This window comes from Streptomyces sp. NBC_00464 (assembly GCF_036013915.1).
In the GTDB taxonomy this organism is placed as follows: Bacteria; Actinomycetota; Actinomycetes; order Streptomycetales; family Streptomycetaceae; genus Streptomyces.
The window spans coordinates 7,853,672-7,872,130 of record NZ_CP107899.1 but is presented as its reverse complement, the minus strand read 5'-3'; the positions used below and the strand labels follow the sequence as shown (position 1 = coordinate 7,872,130).

Genomic DNA, 18,459 nt, shown 5'->3' with positions numbered 1-18,459 from the left:
GAGGGAAGCGGCCGACATCGCCGCCGGAACTTGACCTTCGAGAGGATCCGTCTTCCATGGAATCGATCTACACCGCCGTCGCCACCGCCACTCACGGCCGCGACGGCCGCGCCGTCAGCGCCGACGGCAAGCTCGATCTGCAGCTGGCCATCCCGGTGGAAATGGGAGGAAACGGCCAGGGAACGAACCCCGAGCAGCTGTTCGCCGCCGGGTACGCCGCGTGCTTCGCGAGCGCCCTGGGCCTCGTGGGCCGTCAGGCCAAGGTCGATGTGACCGACGCCGCCGTGACGGGCGAGGTCGGCATCGGCAAGCAGGGCGAGGGGTTCGGCCTCGCCGTCACGCTGCGCGTGGAGCTTCCCCAGTCCGTCGACGAGGCCACCGGCCGCAAGCTGGTCGAGCAGGCTCACCAGGTGTGCCCGTACTCGAACGCGACCCGCGGCAACATCCCGGTCGAGCTCGTCATCGAGTAGTCGAGCAGCGGATCAACGGCGGACGGACAACGGGCGCGTCGCCGCCCGCCGCGCGGCGGAACCCGGTGAGGTGCCCGTCAGGCGTGGAAGCCGTTGCAGACGACGGAGGTGTACGCCGAGGGCCCGCCCTCGACGTGGTAGATCACGACGGTCCAGTCACCCCGGTCGTCCCCCACCGGGATCGCGTCGACGGCGCGGTCACCGAAGTGGGCCCGGAAGTCGTCGGGGTATCTGAGCCTGACGGTGCCGCCGGAGGACCAGCGCGAGTAGAGGTCGACCGGCTTGCTGGTGAAGCCGATGCCCTTGCCGACCGATGCGAGCGGCCGGCCGGTGGCACGGTCGGTCTCGTGCGGCGGCCGTACCCCGACGGAGACGTAGTAGGGCTTGGGCCGTTTCCCCTCCCCGACATCCTTGGGGCGCATCGACACCGTGGCCGTGTCCGAGCCGGTCGTGTGCGTAACGGAGGACGTCAGGCCGTCCGGCGGCGATTCCTCGGGGAAATTGTCCGGATCGCAGGAGCCACTCCCCAGGGCGGCCTGGTACGAATCCGGCGACAGGGTCCAACGGTCGTGCGAGACACGGTCGTTCGCCAGGTGATCCGGAGGCCCGGCGGCCCGACTTTCGCCGCCCGGACTCCTGCCCGCCGGGCTGGACACGGCAGGCCTCCCGGACAGGGTGGCCTCGGGTCCGGCCGCGCCGCCGCCCGTGTGGTCCGATTCCGGGAGCAGCCAGACCGTCAGGGGTGCGGCGAGCGCCACCACGCACACCGCGAGCCACGTCGTGCCCCTCGGGCCTCGGCCGGGACGGCGCTGCCGGTCCGGTCCGTCGATCGCGACGGTGGTTCCGGGTGACCGCGTGGACCCGGTCACCGCCGGTCCCCCGGCCTCCCGCCCGGCCGGCCGGCCCTCCTCCGGCCGGGTAGGGGCGGTCCCCGTTCCCGCAGCCCGCACAGTGCCCGGCTCCGGACCCGTCTGCGCACCGGACACCGTGGACGGAATGTCCTCGTACCCGGGTACGGGCACGGGGCCGGCCGCCTGCGCCACCGCACGGTAGTGGGGGTCGGACGCCAGTGGGGAGTCCACCGCGCATCCGGCGATGACGGCGGCCGGGTCCGGCCGCTGCGCCGGATCCTTGGCGACGCAGGCGCGGATCAGTGCGGCCAGCGCCGGCCGCACCCCCTCCAGGTCGATGCCCTCGTACACGGTCCGGAAGTTCACGGCCGCGGGGTCGCCCGCACCGTACGGGGGCCGGCCCGTCGCCGCGTACGCAAGGGTCGCGCCCAGCGCGAAGACGTCCGCCGCCGGCCCCGCCTCATTGCGCAACAGCACCTCGGGGGCGGTGAATCCGGGCGTCCCCGACGCCATCCCCTCCCGGGTAAAGATCGTCTGCTCCAGCCCTCGCGCGATCCCGAAGTCGATGAGCTGCGGTCCCTGCGGCGAGAGGATGACGTTCTGCGGCTTCAGGTCCCGGTGCGTGACTCCGTGGACATGGACGGCCGCCAGCCCCTCGGCGAGCGCGGCGAGCAGGCGCAGCGCGCTGTCCGGCGGGAAGGGTCCGCGCGCACCCACGGCGCCGCGCAGGGTGGGCCCGGCGACGTACTCGGTGGCCAGCCAGTACGGGGACGTACCGAGCGAGGCCTCGATCAACTGCGCCGTGTACGCGCTGCGTACGGCCTCGACCGTCGCGGCCTCCCGTCTGAAGCGGGCCAGGGCGTCGGGGTGCTCACTGATCTCGTCGCGGATGACCTTCACGGCCACCAGCCGTCCACCGGGAGAGCGGCCGAGGTACACCTGCCCCATTCCGCCGGCGCCGAGGCGGGCAAGCAGCTGGTAGGCGCCTATTCGCGCGGGATCCTGAGGCCGAAGTCCATCCACGGCCCGACTGTGCCATATCCGCCCGCACGGCGGACCCGTAGGCGACAAGTCGGGCCGCACTGCCGGGCGACAGCCCTTCCGGCAGCCGGGTTCAGCCGTCGGCCTCCGCCCGCTCCCCGACGGCCGCCCCCGCGTCGCGAGCCGATTCGGCGATGGCCTGGAGCGCGGCGACATGACGGACCAGGGCGTCCCTTCCGGCCGGTGTGAGCGAGAGCCAGGTACGGGGACGCCTGCCGACATGCCCCTTGCGGATATGGACGTAGCCAGGAGCTTCCAGCGCCGTGGCAATCTTGCTCAGCGCCGAGTCGGACAGGCCGCAGCGGTCGCGGACGGTCGCGAAATCGGCCTCGACGCACGCGGAAAGGAAGGCCGCGACCGCCAGCCGGCTGGGGTGGTGGACGACCTCGTCGAGGGCGGGGCCCGGTCTCGGGTCCTCGCCGGTCACGCGCGCGCCCGGAGCCCGCGCCGGATCCGGCCCTCGCGTGCGACGACCCGGCCCCAGGTCCCGAGTCCGACGACCACGGCCACGACCGTCGTGGTGACGCCTCCACCGGCTCCGAGCAGGGCGCAGACGGTCCACGCCGCACCGGCTGCGGCAAGTTGCACGAGGACCTCGACCAGGTTGCCGCGCCGGAAGCGGGCAGCGAGCGGAAGCCGCACTCCGGTGGCGTACGTCCGCGTGCGCATGAGCAGCAGGAACACGACCCAGATGGCGACGGCGCCCGCCCACACCGGGCCCGGACGGCTCGCGTGGGTGAGCCCGTTGCCGACCACCACGACACCCGCCGCCACGGCGAGAGCCGCCAACGGGCCGTACCACCAGGGAGCGGTCACCTTTCCGGGCAACGCCCTGGCGGACTCGACGGCGGCCAGCGCCTGGATCGCCGCCGGGGCCGACAGCCCCTGGTCGTGCGGGGCGGACTCCGTGGCGCGTTCATGCGTGGACATCGCGACTGCAACACCTTCCGGACGGGAAACTTCGGGTTGCATCATCGCATGTACTTTCCTGCATGGAAAGTACATGCCGAGCGAACAGTCGCGCCCGTCCGGCCACTGCCTGAAAACCGGGGCCTCAGCGAGGAAGCGAGAGCTGCCTGGACACGCGTACGGCGGAGGACAACAGCCCTTCCCGGACCTGAGTGGTCCGGTACATCCGGTCCGACCGGAAGGAGATCCCGAGAGACCCGACCTGATCACCGCTGTACACGGGCACGGCGACGCAGGTGGTCCCGCGGGCGTACTCTTCCCGGTCCATGACGAAGGGCGCTGCCGGCGAGGCGTCGAGCTGCTGCATCAGCTCCTCCGGGCGCGTGATGGTCCGGGGCGTGAGCCCGGTGAGCGAGTGCCGGGACAGATATTCGGCCCGCGCCTCCTCATCCAGTTCACGCAGCACGCTCTTGCCCAGGGCGGTCGCATGCCCGGCGTCCTCGAAGCCCACCCAGAGGTCGACCCGTGGGGTCCTGGCGCTGTCAACGATCTCCATGACCCGGATCTCGCCGTCCACGTACAGGGTCAGATAGACGGCGGCCAGAAGGTCGTTCCGCAGCGCGGTGAGAACAGGGCGCACGCGCTCCGGCAGCTCCCGGCCGTCACGCACCCCGTCCGGCCCGGTGCCCGCGTCGGCGAGAACGTACGTCCCGTCGCCCAGCTCCGTCACAAACCCGTCCCGGGCCAGCCCGGGCAGCAGCTCATGGACCGTCACCAGCGGAAGCCCCGCTTCCCGGGCCAGCTGCTGTGCGGTGGCCTCGCCCGCGCGCGCCCCGACGGTCTCCAACAGGCGAAGCGCACGTCTGACGGCCGTGACAGGCTCAGGTCCGGCTTGGTCGGCCATGCCCCCAAGCATCACCCCGCGCCCCTGGAGCGGCAAGGCGTCCCACCGCGGGGGGCGAATCCGGCGCGAGGAGGGCCTCGCCGGTCGGATGGCGGGGGTATATCACCGGGCTTAGCCTGCCGGGAAGCGTCGTTTTGTCAGCCACCCCACATGGTTGAAGGGTCAAGAGCTTGAGCGCCAACAGTGACGGCCAGGAACCACGGGAGCCCGAAGTCGGCCCCGCCCCGGAGGGGAAACCCGGATTCCGCCCCTACCACCACCCTGCGGCAGGCTGGGGCGCGGCCAAGAGCGTGAGCCGCTTCCTGGTACGTGAGGGAGCGCTGGTGGACGGCCCGCGGGCGATCATGCGGATGAACCATGAGAACACCGGATTCGACTGCCCCGGATGCGCGTGGCCGGACGACACCAAGGGCCTGCACCTGGACATCTGCGAGAACGGCATCAAGCACGTCACCTGGGAAATGACGCGCAAGCGGGTCGGGCGCGAGTTCTTCGCCGCCCACTCGGTGACCGAGCTGGCCGGATGGAGCGACTACGACCTGGAGAACCAGGGCCGGCTGACCGAGCCGATGGTCTACGACCCCGAGTCGGACCACTACGTCCCGATCAGCTGGAAGGACGCGTTCGAGCTGGTCGGACGGACTCTGCGCGAGCTGGACAGCCCGAACCAGGCATCGTTCTACACGTCGGGGCGGCTCGGCAACGAGGCCACGTTCCTGTACCAGCTGATGGCCCGCGAGCTGGGCACGAACAATCTGCCGGACTGCTCCAACATGTGTCACGAGGCGAGCGGCCGCGCCCTCACCGCATCCCTGGGTACGGGAAAGGGAACGGTCGACCTCAAGGACTGGGAGTCCGCCGACGCACTGTTCATCCTGGGGGTCAACGCCGCCTCCAACGCGCCGAGGATGCTCACCGCCCTCGCCGAGGCCCACCGCCGGGGCGCCCAGATCGTGCACGTCAACCCGCTGGTCGAGGCAGCGGCCACCCGCACCATCGTCCCGCACGACTTCGTGGACATGGCGCTGTTCAAGCCGACGCGGACCAGCACCCTGAACCTGCAGCCACGCATCGGCGGCGACATGGCTCTGCTGCGCGGCATGGCCAAGGCAGTCCTGGAACAGTCGACGACCGACCCCAAGGCGCTGGACCAGGAATTCATCGACCGTCACACCACCGGCTTCGAGGAGTACCGCACTCTGTGCGAGGGCACGCCGTGGGAGGAGATCGAGACGCAGTCCGGTCTGAGCCGGACGGACATCCTCGAGGCAGCGCGCGTGTACCGCGAGGCCGACCGCTCCATCGTCAGCTGGTGCCTCGGGCTCACCCAGCACGAGCACGGCGTCGACACCGTCCGGGAGATCGTCAACCTGTTGCTGCTCCGCGGCAATCTGGGCCGGGAAGGGGCGGGCCCCTCCCCCGTACGGGGACACAGCAACGTCCAGGGCAACCGCACCTGCGGCATCGACCACCGCCCGTCCGACACCTTCCTGGACCGCCTCGGCGAGGTCTGCGGGATCGAGCCGCCCCGCGAGCACGGTCTGGACACCGTCCGCACCATCCGGGCGATGCACAGCGGCGATGTGAAGGTGTTCGTCGGCATGGGCGGCAACTTCGCCCTGGCCGCGCCCGACACCCCGTACACCTACGAGGCGCTGCGCGCCTGCGCGCTCACCGTCCAGGTGAGCACCAAGCTGAACCGCAGCCACATCGTCCACGGCGGCCGAGCCCTCATCCTCCCGTGCCTCGGCCGCACCGAGAAGGACCATCAGCGCAAGGGGATCCAGAGCACGTCCGTCGAGGACTCGATGAGCATGGTGCATCTGTCGATCGGAATGAAGCGCCCCGCGTCACCGCATCTGCTGTCGGAACCGGCCATCGTCGCCGGCATCGCGCGCGCAGCCCTCCCCGACAGCGCCACTCCCTGGCACTGGTACATCGAGGACTACGACCGCATCCGGGACACCATGGCCCGGGCCCTGGACGGCTTCGAGGACTTCAACCGCCGCGTCCGCCTGCCGCTCGGCTTCCGCATCAAGCAGCCGGCCCGCGAACTGGTCTTCCTCACCCCGTCCGGGCGCGCCGAGTTCTCCGCCGCCGTCCTGCCCGACGTCATCCCCGCCGCCGGCACGCTCGCCCTGGGAACCATGCGGTCCCACGACCAGTGGAACACCACGATCTACTCCGACGACGATCGCTACCGCGGCATCAAGAACCTGCGCACGCTCGTCTTCATGAACCGGGCCGACATGCGCGAACGCGGGATCGCCGACCTCGGCCCCGTCGACATCACCAGCACCGCGAAGGACGGCAGCCGACGATCCCTCAACGGCTACGTCGCGATCCCGTACGACATCCCCCGCGGCTGCGCGGCCGGCTACATGCCGGAGATGAACGTGCTCTGCGCGCTCAGCGACTACAGCACCCAGAGCGACCAGCCGATCATGAAGCACGTCAAGGTCACCATCGACCCTGCCACCTGAGTCGAACCCCCGGGCCTGCCGGTGCCGATACCGGCAGGCCCGGGGTTCGGTGCCATCAGTCGCTGTGGACGCCGACCTCCTGAAGCGAGTAGCCCCACTTCGTACCGCGCTCCAGGCCGTGGACTCGTACGTAGCGGGCCTGGGTCCGCGAGAACAACGCCGTGTCCAGGCCGCCGTCACCAGCGGTCGTCGACCATGCCGTCTGCCAGTTCGCGCCGTCCTGCGACAGCTCGATGCGGTACGACTTCGCGTACGCATCCTCCCAGTCGAGGGTGACGCGCCTGACCGGCTTCGCGGATCCGAGGTCGATCCTCAGCCACTCGTCGTCTCTCCACTCGCTGGCCCAGCGGGTGCCCCCGTCCCCGTCCACGGCCTGGCCGGGAGCGAAGTTGACGGCCGGGTTCCACCACTGGGTCGTGGATGCCGAGGCGGACGCGCCCGAGGCCAGGTTCACTCCGGACTCGTGCTTCTCGGCGTTCCCCCAGGTGCGCAGGTAGGACTCGGCACCTGTGAAGAGGTCGTCCACGACCTCCTGGCCGCCGACGATGCGAATGTCCTCGATCCAGTCCGGGACCACGCCGTAGTGCGCCGCGCCGTCGGTGTTGAAGTCCCACGTGCGCTCACCGGTGGTCTGCTTGTCGATCACCGAGCCGCCGTCCGTGCTGCGGAAGGGGTACTTCACCGGGTTGGGAACGTCCCCGCCCCGCGGGGCCGGCCAGCCGCCGACGCCGTTCATGTCGGTGCCGAAGCCGTAGCCGACCTGGTACTTCTCGCGCAGCGCGTCCGTGCGGTCCGCCTCCGCGCTGAACGCCGCGGAGCCGCTCATGTACTGGGCGGCGAACCCGCCGAGCTTGTAGAGCCGCTCGGTCCAGCCCAGGTCCATCCAGCTGTGCGAGGAGATGACGCCCGGGTACGACTCGGACTCGAGGACGTCGAAGGCCTGGTCCGCTGCCTTGACGCTCATGTGGTCGAGTTCCAGCATCATGTGACGCTTCATCATTCCGCGCACCGCGTACTCACCCAGGCCGGTCAGCCCGCGGGTGTTGCACTGCGCGTCGGAGGCGTACGTGGGGACGCTCACCCCGCTCGGCAGCAGCTTCTGCGCCTGCGCCGCCACCGCGTTGCCGATGGGGTTGTCGTGCTGCGGTCCGCGGCAGGTCTCCGTCTTCCAGAAGGTGCCGGTCGACAGGAACTGGCCCACGTTGATCGCCGTCCCGAGGGCGCCGGAGTCGTAGCGCACCCCGCACAGGGCGTTGTCGAACTTGTGGCACAGGAACATGCTGCTGACGCCCAGTTGCTGCAGCTCGTCCAGGCCGCGGTCGATGTCGTCCTTGCTGCACTGCGCGATGTCCAGGATCTGCTTGCAGCCGAACGGCTCGGACGTCTCGACCCCCAGGACGACAGCCAGCTTGCCCTGCTCGATGACCTCGCGCGCCTGGGCGCTGCTGGTGACGATCCGGAACCAGCCCTTGCCGGGGCCGCCGTACATCTTGTCGATGAAGGCCTGCATGTCGTACGACTTCTTCGCCTCAAGGCGGATGGCGGTCATCTCGTCGCAGCTGCGGTCCTTGAAGAAGTAGACCGAGCAGATGACGCCGTTGGTCACGAGGTCGTTGACCAGCACCCGCTGGCCGCCGCGCCAGGCCCGCTCGATGTTCGCGTAGTAGTTCTGCTGGTGGGTCAGCGAGTCATGGGCGGGCCAGTCCTTGAAGGTGGGCCACCCAACGGGGTCGTGTCTGCCGTCGCCGCCCTTGGTGACGAAGTCGAAGACGGCGAGCGAACCGTCGGGGTAGTGCTCGGGACAGTCCTTGAGCGCATCGGCGACGCCCTGCTCCGAGAACGGCTTGCCGCAGATCAGCCGGCCACCGAAGCCCTCGTTGGACATGATGTGGTCGTGGGCGTCCACGAAGCCTCTTACGCGGCCCTGGGCGTCGGCGCCCTTGAAGGGCTCACCCGTGACGTTGATCTGCGCGTCGGGCGCGGGCCGCGCGGTCGGGTTCCACCAGCCGGAGTCGGGCTCCGCCGCGGAGCTCGGCATCGGGCCGAGTACCAGGGACATCACGGCGAGGAGCAGTGACACCACCGTGAGGGATCTGAATCTGTGGCGCGGAGGCTGAGCCATGGTCATCACTCGCTTCGCTTGACATGCCCATTGAAGTTACTGACGAGTTATCAGAATCGCGACCGCCGTCGGCGGAGTCAACGGTCCGGACCGATAAACATGAGAATTTCTCATCTTTATCGAACTCGGCTTCGGTGGAGCACAGTTGAGGGCTGAGCAGACCTCGGGAGCCGACCGGCCCGGGGGCCGTGCAGGCCGGCCTGCGCGGCTGTCCGTCAGGCCACGCCGCGAACGCGGTTGACGAGGAGACCCCCGACGAGGATGACCAGGGCCGCCGTGAGGTAGAGGCCGGTGTAACCGCCGAGGTGGGTGATGATCGGCGAGGCGAGGGCGGGGGCGAGGACCTGCGGGCCGGAGTTGGCGATGTTGATGACGCCGAGGTCCTTGGCGCGGTCGGTGGCCTCGGGCAGGACCTGGGTGACCAGGGCCTGGTCGACGGCCAGGTAGATGCCGTAACCCGCGCCGAGTACGGCCGCGGCGGCGATGGCGGACGGCCAGGTGTGGAGCAGGGAGAGCAGAACCGCCGCTGCGGCCATGACCAGCGAACAGAGGACGACGAAGACCTTGCGGCGCCCCATGCGGTCGGACAGCACACCGGCGGGAATGGCCGTGAGTGCGGCACAGAGGGTGTAGATCACCGTGAGGATCAGGACACCGGTGCCGGGGTCGCCGTAGTGGACGGCGTCGGCGAGGAAGTAGAACAGGTAGAGGGTGCCGAGGGCGTTGCCGAGGTTGATCAGAAACCGGGTGAGCCAGGCCCAGCCGAAGTCGGGGTGCCGCCGGGGACTCACCCAGAGCGAGCGGGCGAAGGCGCGGGCGTCGAAGGCGGGGCGCAGCGCCCGGGGCAGGGGCGGCTCGGAGTGGCGCAGCACGAAGGGGAGGGCCAGCGCGACGGTGAGCACGGCGAGGGTGACGTAGCCGGAGCGGACGCCGGTGATCAGCAGCGTGGTGATCAGCGCGCCGAGGACGAGGCCGAAGGACTGCATGATGCCGGTCCAGCCGGAGACCTGAGCGCGTTGGGTGATCGGTACACGGTCGGCGATCGGGGTGGTGACCCCGGCCAGCATCGCGTTCAGCCCTGCCTGCGCGAGGCACCAGCCGATGGCGACGCCGGCCACGGTGTGCTGGGTGGCGGTGATCGACAACCCCGCCGCCCCGGCGAGGGCGCCGCCGAGGATCCAGGGCCTGCGGCGGCCGAACCGGCTCGTGGTGCGGTCCGACCATGCGCCGGCGAGCGGGTTGGCAAGCACCGCGACGAGCGCGCCGAGGCCGGTGACGAGCGACAGCGCGTCGTTCTTGTCGTGCGGGTCGATGTCCTCCAACTGGAGTGGCAGCAGGATCTGGATGGGCGTCATGAACGCCATGAAGACGGCCAGCGTGGCCAGCGAGAGGTTCACCGTCCACACGGCCTTGACCGGGGCGGTTGGCTCGGCGAAGACGGTGGGGCCGCCCGCCGTGGAGGCGTGGGACATGACGGCTCCGTTGCTCAGGACCGCTGGAAGGCGATCAGGTCGCGGTACCACTCGAAGCTCGCCCGGGGTGTGCGGCGTCGGGTGGTGAAGTCGACCTCGACCAGGCCGAAGCGCTGGTGATAGCCCTCGGCCCACTCGAAGTTGTCGAGCAACGACCAGGTGAAGTAGCCGCGCACGTCCACCCCGTGGGACACGGCTAGGGCGATCGCGGTGATGTGCCCGGCGAGGTAGTCGATGCGTGCCTGGTCGCGCAGTCCGGCCGGCTGCGAGCAGCCGTTCTCGGTGATCCACACCGGTGGAAGGTCGTTGCCGTAGCGTGCCCTGAGGCCGGTGAGCAGCTCCGTGAGGCCCTCGGGGACCACCGGCCAGCCGAACGCGGTCCGTTCGTACGGCTCGGCGGGTTCGGCCAGGTCGAAGGGCAGCACGGCGGCCGGATCGGCCGGGGCGGTGATCCAGGTGGGGTTGTAGTAGTTGACGCCCAGCCCGTCCAGCGGTGCGGCGATCGTGGCGAGATCGCCCTCGCGCACCACTCCTCCCCAGCTCGGGTCGCTCATGCCGTAGGCCGACAGGTCGGGATAACTCCCCAGCAGCAGCGGGTCGTTGAAGAGCCTGTTGTGCAGGACGTCATAGGCGGAGGCCGCCGCCACGTCCTTCTCCTGCCGGGCGTCGGGGCGCAGACGGACGGGCGTGCAGTTGTTGGCGATCAGTATCTGCCCGCCCGGAACGGCGGCTCGCAGCGCCGCGGTCGCGAGGCCGTGGCCGAGCAGTTGGTGATGTGCGACGGGCAGTGCGTCCAGCATCAGTGCGCGGCCCGGAGCATGGACGCCGAAGGCGTAGCCGAAAGACATGTGGACGAAGGGCTCGTTCAGGGTGATCCACCGCTTGACCCGGTCGCCCAGCCGTTCCGCGACCACAGCCGCGTACTCGGCGAACCGATGGGCGGTCCCGCGGTTCAGCCATCCCCCCTCGTCCTCCAGGGCCTGCGGCAGGTCCCAGTGGAACAGGGTGGGTGTGGGTTCGATCCCGGCGTCGAGCAGTGCGTCGACCAGGCGGTCGTAGAAGTCCAGTCCGCGCGGCTCCACCTTGCCCGCTCCGGTGGGCAGGATGCGCGACCAGGAGACCGAGAAGCGGTACGCGTCGAGCCCGAGCCGGCTCATCAGCGTGACGTCCTCGTCGAACCTGTGGTGGTGGTCGCAGGCTATGTCGCCGGTGTGCCCGTCGCGCACGGCCCCGGGGCGCCGTACGAAGGTGTCCCAGATGGACGCCCCCTTGCCGTCCTCGTCGGCGGCGCCCTCGATCTGGTAGGCGGCGGTCGAGGCGCCCCAGGCGAAGTCGGCCGGGAGCCGGGGAAGTCGAGTGGCATCGGTGGAGCTCGTCGTCACTGGCGCTGCCTTCATCGGTGATGCGCGAGTCGCCCAGGTTCGGCCGCCCGCGCGGTGGCTCCGGAATCCTGCCGACGGTCGCTCATCGCACCCCAACGGCAGCCCAGGGGGCGGCTGTTCGTGACCGGGGCACGCCACCGAGGTGGGCCGCACCATAACATGAACTTTTGTTCATGTTCTATGGGTCGGGCCTGGCCAGGACCTGGCCGACGGGAAGGGCGGGTGGGACGGGCCGGCGGCGCGCCGGGGGCTGCCCGTGTCACGCCATACGACGCCCAGGGCGCGGGCCGGGCAGCGGTGGTACCGGTCGGCCCGGAGTTCCGGAACCGCGGCCCTGGGCCCGGCGAGCCGCCGAGGCACCGGATCACTCTTCCGCAGCCGCCAGCCGGCCGCGCAGGTCCTCCCAGTAGACGTTCAGCATCCGCTTGAGCTCGTCCACGGCCTCCAGGTCCGGCTCGCCGTCGCTCTTGAATACTTCGTGCAGCACGGCGTTGGCTGCCCACACCACCATCCGCGTCGCCCGTTGCGCCCGGTCACCGCCGGGCCCGCCGATGAGGTGCTCCACGATGCGCTGCAGCCCCTCGGCGATGTGCGCGTTGCTCGCCTCGTCGGCCCGCGCGAGCTCAGGACTGAGGTGCCGCCCGGCCCACAGGGCCATGCCGCCCGTCTGGGACCGGACGAGCTCGGCGTAGACGCCGACCATCGTGCCGACCGGGTCGGACAGGTCACCCTCGACCGTACGCTCGACGAGTTCGTCGATGGCGGCCTTGAAGGCATCGAGGTACCGCCGGCCCAGCGCGTCCACGATGGCGCCCTTGTCCGCGTAGAACTGGTAGATGCTGCCGACCGGCGTGCCCGCCTCCTCGGCGATCCGCCGCGTCGTCAGCGCCTCGTACCCCTCCTGGGACAGAATCCGGTCGGCCGCGGCGAGGATGGCCTCGACCCGGGCCCGGCTGCGCGCCTGCTGCGGCTGCCTCCGTAGCCGCGCCCGCGATGCCGGCTGCCGCTCGCCTGCTTCCGTCACCACGTGCCCCCGGTCGTCCGATCACGCGAACGTAGCACGCGACCACGGAGCGGGGGCCGGCCGTACTGCCGGCCGAAGCACTACTGGGCGGCGCCGCTCCCGGCGCCGTCCCGCTGCTCGGCGCCGGCGCCGGACCCGCCCTTGCGCACCGTGCAGTGGAGCGAGTTGTCCAGCACATCGGCGACGATCGTGTCCCCGGGGCCGCTCTCCCCGCTCAGGAGCAGCGAGGCGACGCGGTTGTCGAGTTCCGTCTGGATCGTACGGCGCAGCGGACGGGCACCGAACTCCGGCTGATAGCCGTGGGCGACCAGCAACTTCTTTGCCGCTTCGGTGACTTCCAGTGTCAGGCCCTGCGCGTGGACGCGGTGCTTGCTCCGGTCCAGGAGGTGCTCGACGATCGTCGACAGGTCTTCCTCGGTGAGGCTGTGGAAGATGATGATGTCGTCGATGCGGTTGAGGAACTCGGGCAGGAACCGCCCCCGGAGGTCCTCCATCAACTCGTCCTTGAGCTCGGCCGCGTCGCCCTTGTGGGCGAGGATGCGATGGGCACCGATGTTGGACGTCATGATGACGACACAGTGGCGGAAGTCGACCGTGCGGCCCTGTCCGTCGGTGAGGCGGCCGTCGTCGAGGATCTGGAGCAGTGTGTTGAAGACGTCGGGGTGCGCCTTCTCCACCTCGTCGAACAGCACCACGCTGTACGGCATGCGGCGGACCTTCTCGGTGAGCTGGCCGGCCTCTTCGTAGCCGACGTATCCGGGAGGCGCGCCGACGAGCCGGGCGACGGTGTGCTTCTCCTGGAACTCGCTCATGTCGAACCGGATCATGCGGTCTTCCTCGCCGAAGAGCAGTTCGGCCAGCGTCTTGGCGAGTTCGGTCTTGCCCACTCCCGTGGGGCCCAGGAAGAGGAACGACCCCACAGGACGGTTGGGGTCGCCCATGCCCGCACGATTGCGTCGCACGGCCTCGGAGACCGCGGTGACTGCCTCGTCCTGGCCGACGATCCTGGCATGCATCTCCTCCTCCAGCCTGAGGAGCTTCTCCTTCTCGCCGGCGGTGAGCTGGGAAACCGGGATGCCCGTGCGGCGGGAGACGATGTCGGCGATGTCGGAAGCGGTGACCGAGACGACGCCTTCGCGCCGTTCCTCGATGCCCGCGAGCTCGCCCTCGACCTCGGCGATCTGCCGCTTCAGCTCCGAGGCCTTCTCGAACTCCTCGCCGGCGACGGCCTGGTCCTTCTCGCGTCGCAGCTTCGCCAGCCGGTCCTCCCGGCTGACGACCTCCGTGGAACGACTGGCGCTGCGCAGGCGTACGCGGGCACCGGCCTGGTCCATGAGGTCGATGGCCTTGTCGGGCAGGAAACGGTCGCTGATGTAGCGGTCGGACAGTTCCGCCGCCGCCGTCAGGGCCCCGTCGGCGAAGCGGACCTGGTGGTGCGCCTCGTACACGTCCCGAAGCCCTTCGAGGATCTGCACCGCCTCCTCGACGGTCGGCTCGGGGATGAGGACGGGCTGGAAGCGGCGTTCCAGGGCGGCGTCCTTCTCGATGTGTTTGCGGTATTCGTCGATCGTCGTCGCTCCCACCACGTGGAGCTCGCCGCGTGCGAGTGCGGGCTTGAGCATGTTGCCCGCGTCCATCGCTCCCTCGCCCGTCGCGCCCGCGCCGACGACCGTGTGCAGCTCGTCGATGAAGAGGATGATGTCGCCGCCGGACGCCTGGACGTCCTCGATGACCTTCTTCAGCCGCTCCTCGAACTGGCCGCGGTACTGCGCACCGGCCACCATGCCGGACATGTCGAGGGAGACGACCCTCTTGTCCTTCAGGGTGTCGGGCACTTCACCGGCCACGATGCGCTGGGCCAGCCCCTCCACGATGGCGGTCTTCCCGACGCCGGGCTCCCCGATGAGCACCGGGTTGTTCTTGGAGCGCCGCGAGAGGATCTCGACGGTCTGCTCGATCTCCTCGGCCCGGCCGACGACGGGGTCGAGCCGGCCCGCCTTCGCCTCCTCCGTCAGATCCCGGCCGAACTCGTCCAGGGTCGTCGAAGGCTCCTTCCCGGCGGCGGGGGCGCCGTCCGCCCGGGTCGCCCGGTCCGTCCGGCCCCGCAGCTTCTCCGTGTCCATGTCCTCGGCGCGCAGGAACCGGGTCGCACCGGAGTCGGGGTCCTCCAGGAGCGCACCGAGGATGTGCTCGGGGCCGATGTAGGACACTCCGGCCGCCCGCGACCCTGCGTACGCGGCGGCGAGGGTGCGCTTCGCCGCCGGTGTGAGTCCGGGCTCCGCGGACGGCTCGCCCGCCTCCCGGGGCAGCACCTCGGCGATCCGGGCCGCGAGCGCGTCGACATCGACGCCGGCCTGGGTGAGAAGTTGCCGGGCGGGGTCCACCTGCGTGGCCGCCCACAGGAGGTGTTCCGTGTCGAGGTCGGAGGTCCCGTTCTCCGTCGCCTTCTGCGTGGCCAGCCCGAGGAGTTCGTGCGACGACTCCGTGAGGAGACGGCCGATGGGCACCCGCTGCACGGCCGGTGGCGACGATGCCGGTGACGTACCGAAGAAGCGGTCGAGCATCTCGCTGAAGGGATCGGACGAACCGAAGGGTGAACCGAACGCCATCGACATGTCAGCTCCAGACGGGCAGGGGGATTCTTCCACTCAAACCCGATGTCCGAGGCTCCGCAAACGGAGGGGAACCGCCTCGTCGGGGGCCCGCGGCCAGGTGACCCCGGGCGGCCGGAATCATGCGGCGGTTGCGCCCGGGGCCGGAGAGCGGATCCTCACCAAGAACCCTGCAATTCAGGTTAGGCTAAGCTAACTTCTCGAACGGGGTAGGGCAGACATGAGACCGGTCGTCATCAAGTTCGGTGGCAACGCAATGGTGGACGCGGACCTGCAACGCCTTTTCGCCCAGGATGTCGTGGAGTTGTGGCACGCGGGCCTGCGTCCGGTCGTGGTGCACGGTGGCGGGCCCCAGATCAGTGCGATGCTCGACCGCCTCGGCCTGGAGAGCCGCTTCGAGGCGGGCCTGCGCGTGACCACGGCGGAAACCATGGACGTGGTGCGCATGGTGCTGTCCGGCCAGGTCCAGCGGGAGCTGGTCGGGCAGATCAACGCCCACGGCCCCTTCGCCGTGGGCATGACCGGCGAGGACGCGCACACGATGACGGCGGTGCGGCGGGCGGCCCAGGTGGACGGACGCCCGGTGGACATCGGTCTCGTCGGGGAGATCGTGGACGTGAACCCGGGCATGGTGCGCACCCTCCTGGAACAGGGCCACATCCCGGTGGTCTCCCCCGTGGCCCGCGGCGAGGACGGACAGGTCTACAACGTCAACGCCGACCTGGCCGCGTCCGCGCTGGCCGTGGCCCTCCGAGCGGATCGGCTGGTCATGCTCACCGATGTGGAGGGGCTGTACGCGGACTGGCCGCGCAGCACCGAGGTGATCAGGCACCTGTCGGCCGACGCACTGACCGAGCTGCTGCCGGGACTGGCGAGCGGGATGCTGCCGAAGATGGAGGGCTGCCTGCGGGCCGTCCGCGGTGGCGTACCCCGGGCACAGGTGCTCGACGGCCGGGTGCCGCACGCGGTGCTGCGAGGCGTACTCGGCAGCGAGAACGGCCCCGGCACCCTCGTGGTTCCGGGCACCGTCCCCTCGCCCGGTACCGGCCCGGACCGCGACCTGAGTCGCGTATGACCGCCGGCAACGAAGCACCGGGAATCACCACTCCGTGTCGGGGGCGGGGCACCTTGGCGCCCCTCCCCCGACACCGACGCCCTACACGGCCCGCGCGAGGATCCGCGCGTTACGCCGCGGATCCAGCGACTGCGCCCAGGAAACGGGCGCCAGACACGCGGCCGTCGAAGTGAAGCCGTATCGCCGGAACAACTGCCCGCCACCGGTCGTCGCCGTGAACAGCGCACCGAGCGACCGGGCGCGCGCCATCGTCAGCGCCGTACGCAGCAGCACCGCTCCCACTCCGCACCCCTGCCGGTGCCCGGCCACACAGAAGTTGTACAGAACACCCGCGGGTGCGCCGGCCTCCGCCGGACCGGCCGGGTATACGCACAGGCCCACACAGCCTTCGAGCCGGTCTCCGGGACCCACGGCCACCAGGAAGTCAGCCGCTCGGGCGGCGTAGAGCGAGACCGGCCGCTCCCGCAGGGCGCCCGAGCGAACGAAGGGCATGGACAGCTCGGCAAGTTCGCCGGCGTCGTCCGCACGGCCGAAGCGCACGGAGTGCGCCGGCGCGCGCCCACGCATCGGAGGAGCGGGGCTCGGCGTGACCGTGGTCAACGTGTCAGGCATCCATGGACGCCGCGAGGGACCGGGGCCGCAGATCGGTCCAGTTGGTCTCCACGAAGTCCAGGCACGCTTCCCGGGTGTTCTCGTCGAAGGCGATCGCCCAGCCCCCTGGCACCTCCACGAAGGACGGCCACAGCGAATGCTGGCCCTCGCCGTTCACCAGGACGAGAAACCGGCCGTCGGGGTCGTCGAACGGGTTGGTGCTCATGTGTCAGTGCCTCCTCGGGTCCGACGGGCCGGTGACGGCCGCGTCGAGCGTGTACACCTGAAGGAGAAGCCAAACTTAGGTTAGGCTCCCCTAATTGAAATGAGCTTAGCCTTTTCCCCTTCTCTCTCACAAGGAGACGTTCATGCCCCCGGTGACCGAACGGATCCACGCCGAGGACGACTTCGTCGCGTTCGGACTGCCCGGCACACCCGGCACCGACGAGTTCTGGGAGACGGCGCGGACGCCCGCGTCGGTGCCGGCCGTCGACGGTGGCTGGACCACCCTGTTCCTGCGGCGCGGCTCCCCGGCGAGCATCGGCTTCGAGAGCTGGTCCGAGCCGGTGCCCCTGCGCCGGTGGCGCGACACCGACTGCTGGTACGCCCAGGTGCACATGCCGCAACGGCTGCGGGTGACCTACCAGTTCCTGGTGGACGGGGCGGCGTACGCCGATCCGTCCAACCCGGTCGGTGCCGGCCCGGACCGTTCCGTCGCCGCGACTCCGGACGCCCCGGCCCAGCCGCACTGGCCGGTCGTCGGCGCCGATGACGTCCTGCCCCTCCCCCGCACCCGGCTCCGCTGGAACAGCGAACGGCTCGGCGGACGACGGACCGTGCGCGTCCATCCGGCGGGCGGTGGCGGACCGGTGGTCCTGCTGCTCGACGGGGACGACTGGCTGTACCTGCACCCGGCCATGAGCGCGTTCGACTCGGCTGTCGCAGGTGGTGAGATGCCGCCCGTCACGCTGGTCTTCCTTCCGGCCAAGGACCGGGCGGCCGAGTTCACCGGCGGATCCGGGCTGTGGCAGGCGGTCCGGGACGAACTGCTGCCTCTGGTCGCGGAGTCCGGGGTGACCGCGGACCTGGACCGGCTGGTGGTCGCCGGGCAGAGCCTCGGCGGGCTGAGCGCGCTCAACGCGGCGCTGGAGCTCCCGGAGCTCGTCTCCCGAGTCGCCTGCCAGTCGGGGTCGTTCTGGTGGACGCCCGGCGTGAAGGACCTGGCGGATCCCTTCGGCGGCCCCGCCGGCGGCTCCGTGGCCGCACGCCTGCGGGAGCGACCCGACCTGTCCGGTCTGCGGATCGCGTTCGACGTGGGGGAACACGAGACGCGCATGCTGCCCCACTGCGAGCCGGTCGAGACCCTGACCGCAGAAGCGGGCGCGACCGTACGGGTGTCACGGTCGGCGTCCGGCCACGACCGGGCAGGCTGGCGGCACGCCCTGGTCAGGGATGTCGCCTGGGCACTCGGCTGAGGCCTTTCGTTCGGACCGGACCGGCCCCTGCGAGCCCGGCCTGATCCG

The 18,459-nt window shown here is 70.5% G+C and carries 15 protein-coding genes; 4 read left to right on the top strand and 11 right to left on the bottom strand.

Annotated elements, in window-relative coordinates; genetic code table 11:
• Positions 1 to 56: 56 nt before the first annotated feature.
• Positions 57 to 470: an organic hydroperoxide resistance protein gene (locus OG912_RS35265; RefSeq protein WP_326734395.1), complete on the top strand. Its 414-nt coding sequence runs from the start codon at positions 57 to 59 to the stop codon at positions 468 to 470.
• A gap of 77 nt (positions 471 to 547) precedes the next feature.
• On the opposite strand, the gene OG912_RS35260 is transcribed toward OG912_RS35265, so the two are convergent.
• From OG912_RS35260 to OG912_RS35245, 4 genes are all read right to left on the bottom strand, one after another.
• Positions 548 to 2,344, bottom strand: a complete 1,797-nt coding sequence (locus tag OG912_RS35260; RefSeq protein ID WP_327712871.1) for a serine/threonine-protein kinase — start codon at positions 2,342 to 2,344, stop codon at positions 548 to 550.
• A 91-nt stretch (positions 2,345 to 2,435) separates the two neighbouring features.
• The gene (locus OG912_RS35255; protein ID WP_327712870.1) at positions 2,436 to 2,789 is read right to left on the bottom strand and encodes a winged helix-turn-helix domain-containing protein; all 354 of its coding nucleotides are present in this window, start codon (positions 2,787 to 2,789) and stop codon (positions 2,436 to 2,438) included.
• The gene (locus tag OG912_RS35250) at positions 2,786 to 3,292 is read right to left on the bottom strand and encodes a hypothetical protein (protein ID WP_327712869.1); all 507 of its coding nucleotides are present in this window, start codon (positions 3,290 to 3,292) and stop codon (positions 2,786 to 2,788) included. The genes OG912_RS35255 and OG912_RS35250 overlap by 4 nt, the downstream gene beginning before the upstream one ends.
• A gap of 124 nt (positions 3,293 to 3,416) precedes the next feature.
• A complete protein-coding gene (locus OG912_RS35245; RefSeq protein WP_327712868.1) occupies positions 3,417 to 4,175 on the bottom strand; it encodes an IclR family transcriptional regulator in 759 nt (252 codons plus the stop codon).
• 170 nt (positions 4,176 to 4,345) lie between these two features.
• Here OG912_RS35245 and OG912_RS35240 point away from each other — a divergent pair, with 170 nt between their 5' ends.
• A complete protein-coding gene (locus OG912_RS35240) occupies positions 4,346 to 6,658 on the top strand; it encodes an FdhF/YdeP family oxidoreductase (protein ID WP_327712867.1) in 2,313 nt (770 codons plus the stop codon).
• 55 nt (positions 6,659 to 6,713) lie between these two features.
• Here OG912_RS35240 and OG912_RS35235 read toward each other — a convergent pair whose 3' ends face one another.
• The 5 genes from OG912_RS35235 to OG912_RS35215 form a co-directional block, all read right to left on the bottom strand.
• Entirely contained in the window at positions 6,714 to 8,786 is a 2,073-nt protein-coding gene (locus OG912_RS35235; protein WP_327712866.1) for a galactose-binding domain-containing protein, read from the bottom strand.
• A gap of 209 nt (positions 8,787 to 8,995) precedes the next feature.
• Complete coding sequence (locus OG912_RS35230) at positions 8,996 to 10,252, bottom strand: MFS transporter (RefSeq protein ID WP_327712865.1); 1,257 nt, start codon at positions 10,250 to 10,252, stop codon at positions 8,996 to 8,998.
• A gap of 14 nt (positions 10,253 to 10,266) precedes the next feature.
• Complete coding sequence (locus OG912_RS35225) at positions 10,267 to 11,649, bottom strand: GH1 family beta-glucosidase (protein ID WP_327712864.1); 1,383 nt, start codon at positions 11,647 to 11,649, stop codon at positions 10,267 to 10,269.
• Positions 11,650 to 11,998: 349 nt separating this feature from the next.
• The gene (locus OG912_RS35220; protein WP_327712863.1) at positions 11,999 to 12,658 is read right to left on the bottom strand and encodes a TetR/AcrR family transcriptional regulator; all 660 of its coding nucleotides are present in this window, start codon (positions 12,656 to 12,658) and stop codon (positions 11,999 to 12,001) included.
• An 80-nt stretch (positions 12,659 to 12,738) separates the two neighbouring features.
• On the bottom strand, positions 12,739 to 15,273 hold the full coding sequence (locus tag OG912_RS35215) for an ATP-dependent Clp protease ATP-binding subunit (RefSeq protein ID WP_327712862.1): 2,535 nt from the start codon (positions 15,271 to 15,273) through the stop codon (positions 12,739 to 12,741).
• 217 nt (positions 15,274 to 15,490) lie between these two features.
• On the opposite strand from OG912_RS35215, the gene argB reads away from it, so the two are divergent.
• Positions 15,491 to 16,345 carry an acetylglutamate kinase gene (argB, locus tag OG912_RS35210; protein WP_327712861.1) on the top strand — a complete coding sequence of 285 codons (855 nt, stop codon included), beginning with the start codon at positions 15,491 to 15,493 and terminating at the stop codon, positions 16,343 to 16,345.
• Between the two features lie 81 nt (positions 16,346 to 16,426).
• Here argB and OG912_RS35205 read toward each other — a convergent pair whose 3' ends face one another.
• Both OG912_RS35205 and OG912_RS35200 read right to left on the bottom strand, forming a co-directional pair.
• Positions 16,427 to 16,945 (bottom strand): GNAT family N-acetyltransferase, encoded by a 519-nt coding sequence (locus tag OG912_RS35205; RefSeq protein WP_443061117.1) that lies wholly within the window; start codon positions 16,943 to 16,945, stop codon positions 16,427 to 16,429.
• Positions 16,946 to 16,949: 4 nt separating this feature from the next.
• Positions 16,950 to 17,162 carry an MbtH family protein gene (locus tag OG912_RS35200; RefSeq protein ID WP_327712859.1) on the bottom strand — a complete coding sequence of 71 codons (213 nt, stop codon included), beginning with the start codon at positions 17,160 to 17,162 and terminating at the stop codon, positions 16,950 to 16,952.
• Between the two features lie 142 nt (positions 17,163 to 17,304).
• Between OG912_RS35200 and OG912_RS35195 the strand changes: the two genes are divergently transcribed.
• Complete coding sequence (locus OG912_RS35195; RefSeq protein WP_327712858.1) at positions 17,305 to 18,411, top strand: alpha/beta hydrolase-fold protein; 1,107 nt, start codon at positions 17,305 to 17,307, stop codon at positions 18,409 to 18,411.
• Positions 18,412 to 18,459: the final 48 nt, after the last annotated feature.

What these genes read in the sequence shown, in the direction of transcription:
- OG912_RS35230 (WP_327712865.1), bottom strand. Translation starts at nt 10,252, where the DNA reads ATGTCCCACGCCTCCACGGCGGGCGGCCCCACCGTCTTCGCCGAGCCA.
- OG912_RS35215 (WP_327712862.1), bottom strand. Translation starts at nt 15,273, where the DNA reads ATGTCGATGGCGTTCGGTTCACCCTTCGGTTCGTCCGATCCCTTCAGC.
- OG912_RS35195 (WP_327712858.1), top strand. Translation starts at nt 17,305, where the DNA reads ATGCCCCCGGTGACCGAACGGATCCACGCCGAGGACGACTTCGTCGCG.
- OG912_RS35225 (WP_327712864.1), bottom strand. Translation starts at nt 11,649, where the DNA reads ATGAAGGCAGCGCCAGTGACGACGAGCTCCACCGATGCCACTCGACTT.
- OG912_RS35200 (WP_327712859.1), bottom strand. Translation starts at nt 17,162, where the DNA reads ATGAGCACCAACCCGTTCGACGACCCCGACGGCCGGTTTCTCGTCCTG.
- OG912_RS35245 (WP_327712868.1), bottom strand. Translation starts at nt 4,175, where the DNA reads ATGGCCGACCAAGCCGGACCTGAGCCTGTCACGGCCGTCAGACGTGCG.
- OG912_RS35250 (WP_327712869.1), bottom strand. Translation starts at nt 3,292, where the DNA reads ATGTCCACGCATGAACGCGCCACGGAGTCCGCCCCGCACGACCAGGGG.
- argB (WP_327712861.1), top strand. Translation starts at nt 15,491, where the DNA reads ATGAGACCGGTCGTCATCAAGTTCGGTGGCAACGCAATGGTGGACGCG.
- OG912_RS35265 (WP_326734395.1), top strand. Translation starts at nt 57, where the DNA reads ATGGAATCGATCTACACCGCCGTCGCCACCGCCACTCACGGCCGCGAC.
- OG912_RS35235 (WP_327712866.1), bottom strand. Translation starts at nt 8,786, where the DNA reads ATGACCATGGCTCAGCCTCCGCGCCACAGATTCAGATCCCTCACGGTG.